Genomic DNA, 12,524 nt, shown 5'->3' with positions numbered 1-12,524 from the left:
GACTTCAATCAGTCCGGAATTTCTTCGGGGACTGGCCGGGGTGCAGGGGCGGTCAGCGAGGTAATCTTGATCAACATTCCGAGATGGCCGGCGTCGAGGAAATTCAGCTGTCCGTTTTTGGTATGGCTTTCTGTCTTCAGGCGTTCACTGGCGGTGACCAGGCCATCGGTGTTGATCTGGTTGACCCAGAAGTCTGCGTCGACATCGGTGAAGCGTCCCAGCTTCAGGTTCAGCGTGCCCTCGATCGGAAACTGGCCGAATTGTTCTTTGCCATCACTGATCGCGACTTTGCTGGCTTCTTCACCGAGCGTCTGTTGCCAGGACTTGTGCAGCAACACCGTGTAGTCATTGCTGGCGGTGAGTTTTTCCACTTCGCCATTGAGGCTCGGCGTGCGCAGGCTGTCGGGGTTGAGGCGCTGGGCGCCGGCAGCCCATTCTTCCGGCGCCGCACGACTGACGATGGCCGGTACGGCGTTTTGGCGGACCAGAATCATTTCAACCTGATACAGGTCAGCGGCGAACGCCGAGGGGGCGAGCAGCGACATCAACAACGTCAGTGAGCGAAACAGGCGCATGCGGCGTCCTTCAAGCAGTTTTCGGAATGAGGCGCTCGAACAGCGCCTCTACAGTATTAAAGCGCTCTTCCGGGCGCTCCATCGGCACCTGGAATTTAAACATCGTGGCGCCTTCGAATTTGTAGCGTTTGGGTTGGCTCTGGATCAATTTGATCAGCGTCAGCGGGTCGACCGGGGTTTGCGTCGCGAACTCGATGCGACCGCCTTGCGGGCCGCCGTCGACTTTCTTGATGCCCAATAGCTCGGCCTGCAATTTCAGCGCAGTGATGCGCATCAGGTTCTTGGTCGGCTCCGGCAACAGGCCGAAACGGTCGATCATCTCCACTTGCAGGTCCTTGAGGCCTTCCTCATCGGTGGCCGAGGCAATGCGTTTGTAGAGGATCAGTCGGGCATGAACGTCCGGCAGGTAGTCTTCGGGAATCAATGCCGGGACCCGCAAATTGACTTCCGGACCACCACCCAGCGGTTGATCGAGGTTCGGTTGTTCGCCCTTGCGGATCGACTTTACGGCGCGCTCGAGCATCTCCATGTACAGCGTGAAACCGACCGCCTGAATTTGCCCGCTCTGGCCATCGCCGAGCAATTCACCGGCACCGCGAATCTCCAGGTCGTTGGTCGCCAGCACGAAACCTGCGCCAAGATCCTGAGTGTTGGCGATCGCTTCCAGGCGCTTTTCCGCGTCCGTGGTGATTTGCTGGCGCGGCGGGGTGAGCAGGTAAGCATAAGCCTGGTGGTGACTGCGGCCGACGCGGCCACGCAATTGGTGCAGTTGCGCCAAACCGAACTTGTCGGCACGTTCGATGATGATGGTGTTCGCGCTCGGCACGTCGATGCCGGTCTCGATGATGGTCGAGGCGATCAGCACGTTGAAGCGCTTGTGGTAGAAGTCGCTCATCACCTGTTCGAGATCACGTTCACGCATCTGCCCGTGGCCGATGCCGATCCGCGCTTCCGGCACCAGTTCGGCGAGGTCGGCGGCGCACTTCTCGATGGTTTTCACGTCGTTATGCAGGTAGTAGACCTGGCCGCCACGCAGCAGCTCGCGGAGCAGGGCCTCTTTGACCGTGCTCTTGTTCTGTTCCATGACGAAGGTCCGCACCGACAGGCGACGAGCCGGCGGTGTGGCGATGATCGACAGGTCGCGCATGCCCGATACTGCCATGTTCAGAGTGCGCGGAATCGGCGTCGCCGTCAGGGTGAGGATGTCGACTTCACTGCGCAGTGCCTTGAGCTGTTCCTTCTGACGGACACCGAAACGGTGTTCTTCGTCGATGATCACCAGCCCGAGGTTTTTGATTTTCACATCGTCGGACAGCAGTTTGTGCGTGCCGATAACGATGTCGATCTTGCCCTCGGCCAGGTTCGCGATGGCCGCGTTCACTTCCTTGGTCGACTTGAAGCGGCTCATCACTTCCACGCTTACCGGCCAATCGGCGAAGCGGTCGCGGAAGCTGTTGTAGTGCTGCTGGGCGAGCAGGGTGGTCGGCACCAGAATGGCGACCTGACGACCACCGTGCACGGCGATAAACGCCGCGCGCATCGCCACTTCGGTCTTGCCGAAGCCGACGTCGCCGCAGACCAGTCGATCCATCGGTTTCGGTGCGAGCATGTCGGCGCGCACGGCTTCGATGGTGGTCTGCTGGTCCGGGGTTTCTTCGAACGGGAAGCCGGCGCTGAAGGTCGCGTAATCGGCTTTCGGGTCGGCGAAGGCATAACCCTCCCGAGCGGCGCGGCGGGCATAGATGTCGAGCAGTTCGGCCGCCACATCGCGCACCTGTTCAGCGGCTTTGCGCTTGGCTTTCTGCCAGGTCTCGGAGCCGAGGCGGTGCAGCGGGGCCAGGGCATCGTCGCTGCCGGTGTAACGGGCGATCAAATGCAGGTTGGCCACCGGCACATACAGCTTGGCGTTTTCAGCGTATTCGAGGGTCAGGAATTCGGCGGCCTGGCTATCGATTTCCAGAATCGTCAGCCCGAGGTAGCGACCAACACCGTGATCGATATGCACCACCGGCGCACCTTCGCGCAGCTCGGTCAGGTTCTTGATCACGGCATCGTTGTTGGCGTCGGCGCGTTTTTCGCGACGACGGCGTTGCATCACCCTTTGACCGAACAACGGACTTTCGGCCACCAGGGCCAGCGCAGGATCGTCCAGCACCAGGCCTTCGTCGAGCGGCGCGATGGTGATCGCCAGGCGCTCCTTGCTCGCCACGAAGTCCGGCCAGCTGTCGACGGTTTTCGGTCGTAGCTTCAGGCGTTCGAGCAATTCCAGCAGCACTTCGCGACGGCCTGCAGACTCGGCGGTAAACAGCACGCGACCCGGGAATTCGTCGAGGAAACCCGCCAGCGCCGCCAACGGCTGGGTGGCCTTGGCTTCGATGGCCAGGTTCGGCAGCTCCCGCGCGGGGAAGCGTTCGCGGCCGACGCCGGTTTCCACGTCCTGTTGACTGGCAACCACCCGCGGCCAGTTCTTCAGGCGAGCGAAGCAGTCTTCCACCGGCAGAAACAACTCGGCCGGTGGCAATAAAGGACGCGCCGGATCAACGCGGCGCTCTTCATAGCGATTGCGCACATCGTTCCAGAAGTTTTCCGCAGCCTGTTCAATGCCCGGCAGGGAAAACACTTGCGTGTCCTGCGGCAGGTAATCGAACAGGGTGGAGGTTTCGTCGAAGAACAGCGGCAGGTAGTACTCGATACCGGCCGGCGTAATCCCGCTGCTCAAATCCTGAAAGATCGGGCAGCGACGGAAGTCGACGTCAAAGCGCTCGCGGAAACGCGCCTTGAAGCGGGTGACGGCGTCTTTTTGCAGTGGAAACTCGCGCGCCGGCAACAGGCGGACGGTGTCTACCTTGTCGATCGAGCGCTGGTTTTCCGGATCGAATGTACGAAGCGTCTCGATTTCGTCATCGAATAGGTCGATGCGGAAGGGCAGTTTGCTGCCCATCGGGAACAGATCGATCAACGAGCCGCGGACGGTGAATTCGCCGTGCTCGTACACCGTGTCGACGTAACGGTAGCCGCTGGCCTCAAGCCGCGTGCGCATCTGCTCGACATCGAGTTTCTGGCCGACGTCCAGGACCAGGCTGCTGCCGAGCAGGAATTTGGTCGGCGCCAGGCGGTGCAGGGCGGTCGTGATCGGCACGACCAACACGCCATGACTCAGCTCCGGCAACCGGTACAGCGCGGAGATGCGCTGGGAAATGATGTCCTGGTGCGGCGAAAACAGATCGTAGGGCAGGGTTTCCCAGTCCGGGAAATGCAGCACCGGCAAATCCGGGGCGAAGAAACTCAGCTCCTGTTCCAGCCGTTCGGCACTCTGGCTGTCGGCGGTCAGTAGCAGGGTAAAGCGCTTGGCAGCGCTGGCAGCCTCGGCGATGGCCAGGCTCAGGGCGGCACCGGGCAGGTTGCCCCAGTGCTGTTTACCTGCCGCGGCAGGGAGAAGCGGTAGACGCAGAACGGGCACGGAAGGTTGAGCTCCAAGCGTTGCGACAAAGTCGGTAATTGTAGCGGCCTCGGGTGCCGCCTGTCAGTTGCAGACTGTGTCTATTACGCAGGTTTGGCGAAATGTAGTGGTAAAGACAAAAAACGCCGGTTTTTTAGCGGAAACGGCCGATTATGTAGTGGCAAAACGACCGGGTGTTACGGAGGGTTACGGACAAGACAGCGTTGTCTCCAAAAAATTGACTGCGCTGAAAGCCCCGGTTCTATTGGGCTTTAGCGGTGTGTGATTTTTTTGGACGGGAATTTGTTACGGATCGCACGACAGGCGCGCATTGCTACGGGAGGCACTCGGCGGCATAATGTAGCCCCTTTTTTCTGCCCCTACATGTGGAAGGTTCCCGTGACTCAGAAGCCCGACCAGTGTCTTGGTGAATGGATCGACCGTGAAGCACTCGCAGAAGCGATGATTCCGCTTATCGGTCAGCTCTACCGCAACAACAACGTGGTGAGCTCGATCTATGGCCGCAGCCTGATCAACCAGTCTGTCATCGCGATTCTCAAAGCTCACCGCTTTGCTCGCCACCGCTCTACCGACGACAGCGAACTCTCCGTCCACGAAACATTCCCTCTGCTTAAAGCCATGAGCGAGCTCAAGCTCGGCGCAGCTTCGGTAGATTTGGGCAAGTTGGCCTTCAAATTCCGTAACGAAGGCAATGGCCGCACCGCCGAGCAGTTCGTCCGTGAAGAAATGGCTGACGTTGTTGGCCAGCAAAACGCTACGGCGCGCAAAGGCACCGACGTTGTACTGTACGGCTTCGGTCGTATCGGCCGTCTGTTGGCGCGCATCCTGATCGAGAAAACCGGTGGCGGCGACGGCCTGCGTCTGCGCGCCATCGTTGTCCGCAAGGGCGCCGAGAACGATCTGGTCAAGCGCGCTAGCCTGCTGCGTCGCGATTCGGTTCATGGTTCCTTCAACGGCACCATCACCATCGATGAAGAGAACAACACCATCACCGCCAACGGCAACCTGATCCAGGTTATCTACGCGAAAAACCCGACTGAAGTGGATTACACCCAGTACGGCATCAAAGACGCGCTCCTGGTGGACAACACCGGAGTATGGCGTGACGCCGAGGGCCTGGGCCAGCACCTGGCCTGCCCGGGTATCGACCGCGTTGTCCTGACCGCGCCAGGTAAAGGCAAGCTGAAGAACATCGTTCACGGTATCAACCACGGTGAAATCACCGCTGACGACAAGATCATCTCGGCTGCTTCCTGCACCACCAACGCCATCGTGCCGGTGCTGAAGGCAGTGAACGACAAGTTCGGCATCATCAACGGTCACGTTGAAACGGTTCACTCGTACACCAACGACCAGAACCTGATCGACAACTTCCACAAAGGCGATCGCCGTGGTCGTAGCGCCGCGTTGAACATGGTCATCACCGAGACCGGTGCTGCCACTGCTGCCGCCAAGGCCCTGCCTGAACTGGCCGGCAAGCTGACCGGTAACGCGATCCGCGTTCCAACGCCAAACGTGTCGATGGCCATTCTCAACCTGAACCTTGAGAAAGCCGCCACCCGTGAAGAGATGAACGAGTACCTGCGCTACATGGCGCTGCACTCCGATCTGCATAAGCAAATCGACTACGTCAACTCGCAGGAAGTGGTTTCCACCGACTTCGTTGGCTCGCGCCACGCAGGCGTTGTGGATGCTGAAGCGACTATCAGCCAAGACAACCGTGTTGTTCTGTACGTTTGGTACGACAACGAGTTCGGTTACAGCTGCCAGGTCGTGCGCGTGATGGAAGACATGGCCGGTGTAAACCCGCCAGCGTTCCCGCGCTAAGCGTTAGCTGCAGATAAAAACGCCCCGACTTAGGTCGGGGCGTTTTTGTTTGGGTCGTACTTATATCGATTTAGTATTTGTCTAGTGATATTAAGAATTATCTAAAAATCGATACAAAGTTCATTTACATATAAAAAATAAAAACTCCCAATAAAAATAAGCAGTTGTCGGGCTATCGCTGTGCAATAAAAAGAACGGATCCAATTTATCGGTCGCTATATAATTGACGTCATTTAATTGTTTCCTGCGGATGCTTGACACCCGAATGCTCTGAATCTAGTGTCGCCAATGACAACGCCCGCTCTGCCTCGGGCTTGGTCAAGATTGTGGTCACCTGCGCTGTAAAGCAATTCTCCAACAAGACAGGAATCTCATTCCTGCTCACATCACCATAATTCCAAATAAAACAGCGTCGGCTTAGTTGCCGTCCAGCGAACTATTTCGTTTTGCTCACCCTGCCAAAAGTGTCTTTCGGTCACGGCCTGCTATTGCCTGACTTTTACGCGGTTGGTTTATCGGGAGAGTCGAACATGGCTGAAGAACGCTCAAGGTTATTGTCATTGTTACCCCGCCTGGTGGGTTTGGGAGTTCTCGGGTTTATCATTTGGCTACTGTTGTCGACGTTATTGATGCCCTTGGTATCGGCCTCCGCCACACGGGCTATTTTGAATGCGCCGGTGATTTTGCTGACCACGCCGATTGACGGCGTAGTGAGTACATTGGAAGTCAAACCCGGCGCGACGTTTGTACAGGGCCAGAAAATCGCCGTAGTGGAGAACCCAAGAGCCAATCAGGAAACATTGCTGACCCTGCAAACACGACGCCTCACCCTTGAGCAGCAGTTGTCCTCTTCGGCCAGCCAGGCCGAGCATGATCAGCAGTATTACGAAGCGCTGGAGAAAACCAGCGAGCAGTACCAAACCGCGTTTCATACCCGCCAACTCTTCACCCAGAAAGCCCTGAAAGCCGAGAGCAGCGCCGCCAGTGCGCGGTTGATGGACGCTCAGGAAACCGTCGAGCGCAATCTTGAGTTGTTCGTTCAAGGCGCCGTGAGTGGCGCGGTGGTCGCCTCGTCGAAAGCCCAACTGGCGTCCCTGCAAGGCGCGGCCGAATCGGTGCGCTCGCAGTTGCGGATTAACGACGGCGACGTCAGTGCGGCCAGCAAACAGGTGTACCTCGATCCCGATCAACTGCGCATGTTCGACCTCAGCGCACAAATGACCACGCTCAAGCTCAGCCTGGAGAATCAGGCGCGCAACCGTGCGACGTATCAACAGGAACTCGACAACCTCAACCAGTTGATTGAAACCGAACAGAACCGCGTCAAGTTGATGGCCGGATACGAGGTTGTGGCGTATTCGCCCGGCACCGTTCAGGAACTGTTGGCGCCGCAGGGCACGCTGGTGCAGGCCGGCTCGACCTTGTTGCGCGCCACCGATTGCGGGCAGAGCTATGTGATTGCGGTATTCCCCGAGCGCATGGCCAGCAAGATCGATCGCGACAGCGTGCTGATCGTCAAAATCCGCGGCCTCGATGAGCCGCTCAAGGCCAATGTGGTGCAGTTGTTGTCCAGCGCTTCGGACATTCGCGCCAACACCTACAGCGTGCCGTTCCCTTATGCCGAGCAGAACTCGGTGTACGTGGTCGGGACCTTTACCGCAGACCTGACGGATAACCAGCGCGCCATGACCTGCAATCCGGGGTTGTGGGCCAGCGCCGAGGTGTCGCGGCCATGAAGGGCATTTTGCGAGGGATCGTCAGCGTGATGCTGATGGGTAGCGGAGTCGGCGCATCAGCAGCGCAAGCCAGGCCGCAACTGGCGGCGATGACTTGCGCGGCGCTGGATCGGGCGGTGGCGTCGCAGCCGTCAGGTCCGGTGCTGGTGGCCAGTTATCCACCGCTCAATGGCCAGCCGGCGCCGATCCTGGCCTTGCGCGGCGTAGCGTTCACTTACGACAACGCCCTGGCCAGCATTGCGTTGTTTGCCTGTGGCAAAGCCGAGTCGGCGCGGCGGATAGCAGATGCCCTGGTCTTCGCCACGAACCACGATCCGGAGTATCAGGACGGACGTATACGTAACGCATATGCCGCCGGCCCGGTAGGTGCACCGTCGATGAAATTGCCGGGCTATTGGAGTACCGAGCGCAACGCCTGGAATCAAGACGCCTATCAAGTCAGCAGCGCCACGGGTAATCAAGCATGGGCGGCGTTGGCCTTGCTCGAGGCTTTTCGTCAAAGCGGCGAGGGGTCTTACCTCGAGGCTGCCAGAAAAGTCCTGCACTGGTCGCAGAAAAACACCTACGACGCTCAATCGCCGGCCGGGTTCAGCGGCGGCTATTACGGCTACTTCACCAAGCAGACCCAACAGAACTGGAAGTCCACTGAACATAACGTCGACCTGGCGGCTGCGTGGTCGGCACTCGACGCGGTGGCGCCGGATCAAGGTTCGGCGCAGCAGGCGCAGATTGCCCGGCAATTTGTCGCCAGCCAGTGGGACGCCGGGGAAGGGCGCTTCCTGATCGGCACGGGGGCGGATGGCCAGACGTCGGACCGCGTGCGATCAGGGCTGGATGCACAGATATGGCCGTTGATTGCCTTGCACGATCCGCCCAGGGATTGGCGTCGAGTCTTTGCGTTCATTGATCACGCGCACCGGGCAGGCGATGGCTACGGTTTCAACCGCGACCCCGATGGCCTATGGACCGAAGGCACCGCTCAGGCCGCCGCCGTCGCGCAATTGAATGGCTTGAGCGACAAGGCGCAGCCGTTGTGGAGCGTGTTGCTCGCACAGCAGGCCGGGGACGGCTGGCTGTTTGCAACACCGGCACCGCGCATCAGTACCGGACTGGCCATAGGTCCGGACTCCGTTACCAATGATTTTTACTATTACCACCTGCCTCACTTGGGCGCCACGGCGTGGGCGGCGATCGCGGCCACCGGCGTCAACCCCTTTACCGGTTCGCTAGAGGCTGACTGACATGCAGGCACTGGACTCGCTGCAACTGCTGCAAATCAATTTCTGGACGCTGGCGGCGGTGATTCTGTTCACTTGCCTGACTCACCGGAACCAATGGGCCGCGCGTGCAGGATTCGGCGCCGTCACTGCGTTGTTGCTGGTCAACTACGCGGCCTGGCGGATTCGTGACACCTTGCCCGACGGCCATTCAGGGTTTGCCACCGTCTGGGCCTACGCCTTTTTGTTTTTCGAAATGTTGGCGATTGGCTACACGCTGTTTTCCATCATCGTCATGCTCTGTCGCTCGGACCACAGCCAGGACGCGGATGCAGGCGAGGGACGGCTGCGCGCTCAAGGCGTGAATGTGCCAGCGGTGGACGTGTTCATCGCCACGTATAACGAAGGCCTGGAAATCCTCGAAAAAACCATTATTGCCGCGCAGGCTATCGACTACCCCAACTTCACCATTTGGGTGCTCGACGACACGCGTCGTGACTGGTTGCGCGATTATTGCGCCGAGGTCGGCGTGCAATACGCGCGACGCCCCGACAACGCCCACGCCAAGGCCGGCAACCTGAACAACGGCTTGCGCCAATCGGCCGCTGGCAGCAACGCACCCTATATTCTGGTGCTCGACGCCGACTTTGCGCCGCAGCAACCGATCCTGTTGCGCACGTTGGGTTTGTTCGACGACCCGAAAGTCGGCCTGGTACAGACACCGCAGTTCTATTACAACCCCGATCCGATTCAGCACAACCTGGGCACAGCAGCCTGCTGGGTGGATGAGCAACGGGTGTTTTTCGATGTGTTTCAACCGGCGAAGGACGGTTGGGATGCGGCGTTTTGCGTCGGTACATCCTTCGTGGTGCGGCGCGATTTGATCAACGAGATTGGCGGGTTTCCTACAGGTTCGGTGTGCGAAGACATCTACACCACGTATCGGCTGTTGCAAAAAGGCTACGTCACCCGCTGGTTGAATGAGCGGTTGTCGATCGGTTTATCGGCGGAGGGCCTGACCGAGTACATCAACCAGCGCGGGCGTTGGTGCCTGGGCACCATTCAAGTGGCGTTGCTCAAGGATGGACCTTTGCGCGGCGGTGGCTACACGCTCAATGACCGACTGCATTACATCCATGGGCTGATGCACTGGTTTTCCAAGCCGTTCATTTTGATGATGCTGGTCTCGCCGGTGTTGTATTGGTACTTCGGCATTGCCGGGTTCTATGCCAACCCGGTGGATTTCCTTGCTTTCGGCATGCCGGCGCTGATTGCGTTCTGGGGGTACGGGACGTGGGTCACGGACCGGCGCACCTTGCCGATTTTCACCGAGGTCACGCAAATCGTTGCCTCTTTGGCGGTCACGGCGACCATCGCCAGCGCCATGGTCCGACCGTTCGGGCGGCCGTTCAAAGTCACCGCCAAAGGCCTTGATCGCACGAAAACCATGGTGCACTGGAAGCTGTTCGGCTTCTTTTTCGCCTTGACGCTGTTTTCACAAATTGGCGCTTACATCGCCATCAGCACCGCCGCGGCGTTCGACGGCAACATGCTGTTCAACTTGTGTTGGACCGTGGTGGCGCTGGTCTACAACCTGGCGACACTGGTGGCCTGTGTTGACCGGCCACGGCTGCACGGTGAAGAGCGTTTTCCGTTCGACAAACCCACCGGGTTGCGTTTTGGCGGCAAGGTCCTCCCCGGTCGCCTGGTGGATATTTCCCTCAGCGGCGCGTCGCTGCATTGCGCCTTCGCCTCGTCGATCAAACCGGGGCTGTGCGGCCAGATGTGGATCGACAAGCTGGGCTGGCTCGACGTCGAAGTCATGCGCAATCACGGTGAAGATCAATTGGGCTTAAGGTTTGCCGAGCTCGATGAAGGCCTGCGGCGGCGGTTGATAGCGCGATTGTTCAGCGACGCGACGATCAATGTGGTCAGCAAAGCCGATCCGGCGCTGGCATTCGGCACCTTGCTGCGCCGCTCATTGCTGGGAGAAAAACGCACGACAGCGCGTTTGCCTGCGCCGGCCAAGGCATCGTCCTACGTCCCGCAACGTCGTTGGCGGCCGGTCAGTGTTCGTTCCCGTAAACAACCGCTGCCGCACATCAGTGTCGGTCGGTCAGGTCTGTGGTCTTTGCTGCTTTCTCCCTTGCGAGCTTTGCTCGGCCAACGTTTTTAGGTGCGCGCCATGAACAGTTGCTTACCGACCTCATGCTTCATGTCTTTGCTCCTGCTCGGCGGCTGTTCGCTGGAGCCGACCTACGAGAAACCCGACGCACCGATCGATCAACAATGGCCGGCCAACACCGCTGGTGAGTGCTGTGCCGGCAAGCAGGCATTCGACAAGGACTGGCGCGGTTTTGTGGTCGATGACCGACTGCGTCAGTTGATCGAAATGGCCCTGGCCAACAACCGCAGCCTGCGTCAGTTCGCCGCCAGCGTCGAAGAGGCGCGGGCGGGGTATGACAGTGCGCAGTCGGGACTTTTTCCTACAATAGGCATCGACACTTATGCCGGACGCAGCAAATTGCCGCCACTGGTGCGCACGCCAACCGGCGGCGTCAGTGCTGGCAGCATCGCCAACACTTTTCAGGCCACGGGTGGGTTCACCTCCTACGAGCTGGATCTGTTTGGTCGTATTCGTAGCCAGCGCAATGCCGCCGGGGCGCGTTTCGAAGCGTCCGAGGCGGACTATCAAACGGCCCGGCTGGCATTGATCGGTGAAGTCGCCAGCACCTGGTTGAGCCTCAAGGCCAATCAGCATTTACTCGATCTCGCACAGAGTACCTACCAATCCCAGGACCGTTACGGACAGCTGCTGCGCAAGAGTTTCAACCTCGGTTCCAGCGCGCGGATCGACGTCCACCAGGCCGATGCGCAAACCAACACGGCGGCGGTGCAGGTCAACACCTATCGCATGCAAGTGGCGCAGAACAGCAATGCATTGCGGGTGCTGGTGGGGCAGCCGGTGCCGGCGGGGTTGCTCCCCACCGGCGCGTTGGGTGAGCAGTTGGCGACGCTGGACGTGCCGGCCGGTTTGCCTTCGTCTTTGGTTGAGCGCCGCCCCGATATCATGTCGGCCGAGGCACAGTTGCGCGCGGCCAACGCGGATATCGGCGCGGCGCGCAGCGCCTACTTTCCAACCTTTTCCCTGACCTCGGCGCTGGGCAGCCTGACCGGGGATTTCTCGCGGTTGCTCACTGGCCCGGCTGAATTCTGGTCGGTGGCGTTGGCCGGGTCCCTGCCATTGATCGATGGCGGTGCGCGGCGGGCGCAGGTAGACGCGAGTCATGCGCGGTTTGACGGTCAAGCGGCAGCGTACGAAGCCACGGTGCAAAACGCTTTTCGCGAAGCGGCCGATGCGTTGAATGCGCGGCAGGAGATGCTCACGCAAGTGGAGTTTCAGAAGAAACTGGTGGGGGATTATCAGGAGGCTTATCGCCAGTCTCGCTTGCGTTTCGAGGCCGGGCTGGACAGCTATTTCTCGACGATGGATGCGCAGCGTTCATTGTTCGATGCGCAGCAGAAGTGGGCGCAGCTGGAACTGGCGCGGGAGATCAATCAGGTGACGTTGTATAAGGCGCTGGGCGGGGGGTGGAGTGGGTCGTTGAAGGTGGCGGGCCGTTGATTTTTTTTGGTGTTTGGCGGCCCCTTCGCGGGCAAGCCTCGCTCCTACAGGTCATGCGCCAATTTTGAAATCGCGCTAATCCTG

7 protein-coding genes are annotated in these 12,524 nt (G+C 59.5%); 5 read left to right on the top strand and 2 right to left on the bottom strand.

The window, feature by feature from the left end; translation table 11 throughout:
- Window positions 1–8 precede the first annotated feature (8 nt).
- Both ACA052_RS20050 and mfd read right to left on the bottom strand, forming a co-directional pair.
- The gene (locus ACA052_RS20050; RefSeq protein WP_497646457.1) at window positions 9–575 is read right to left on the bottom strand and encodes a CsiV family protein; all 567 of its coding nucleotides are present in this window, start codon (window positions 573–575) and stop codon (window positions 9–11) included.
- A 10-nt stretch (window positions 576–585) separates the two neighbouring features.
- The gene (gene mfd / locus ACA052_RS20045) at window positions 586–4,035 is read right to left on the bottom strand and encodes a transcription-repair coupling factor (protein WP_497646456.1); all 3,450 of its coding nucleotides are present in this window, start codon (window positions 4,033–4,035) and stop codon (window positions 586–588) included.
- A 363-nt stretch (window positions 4,036–4,398) separates the two neighbouring features.
- On the opposite strand from mfd, the gene ACA052_RS20040 reads away from it, so the two are divergent.
- From ACA052_RS20040 to ACA052_RS20020, 5 genes are all read left to right on the top strand, one after another.
- On the top strand, window positions 4,399–5,862 hold the full coding sequence (locus tag ACA052_RS20040) for a glyceraldehyde-3-phosphate dehydrogenase (protein WP_497646455.1): 1,464 nt from the start codon (window positions 4,399–4,401) through the stop codon (window positions 5,860–5,862).
- A 530-nt stretch (window positions 5,863–6,392) separates the two neighbouring features.
- Window positions 6,393–7,598, top strand: a complete 1,206-nt coding sequence (locus tag ACA052_RS20035) for an HlyD family secretion protein (protein ID WP_497646454.1) — start codon at window positions 6,393–6,395, stop codon at window positions 7,596–7,598.
- Window positions 7,595–8,839 carry a hypothetical protein gene (locus tag ACA052_RS20030; RefSeq protein WP_497646453.1) on the top strand — a complete coding sequence of 415 codons (1,245 nt, stop codon included), beginning with the start codon at window positions 7,595–7,597 and terminating at the stop codon, window positions 8,837–8,839. Before ACA052_RS20035 ends, ACA052_RS20030 begins: the two co-directional genes overlap by 4 nt.
- Window position 8,840: 1 nt before the next feature.
- A complete protein-coding gene (locus ACA052_RS20025) occupies window positions 8,841–10,991 on the top strand; it encodes a glycosyltransferase family 2 protein (RefSeq protein WP_497646452.1) in 2,151 nt (716 codons plus the stop codon).
- A gap of 9 nt (window positions 10,992–11,000) precedes the next feature.
- Complete coding sequence (locus ACA052_RS20020) at window positions 11,001–12,440, top strand: efflux transporter outer membrane subunit (RefSeq protein ID WP_497646451.1); 1,440 nt, start codon at window positions 11,001–11,003, stop codon at window positions 12,438–12,440.
- Window positions 12,441–12,524: the final 84 nt, after the last annotated feature.

This window comes from Pseudomonas sp. LBUM1644 (assembly GCF_059716195.1).
This window is presented reverse-complemented; position numbering and strand designations above follow the sequence as displayed.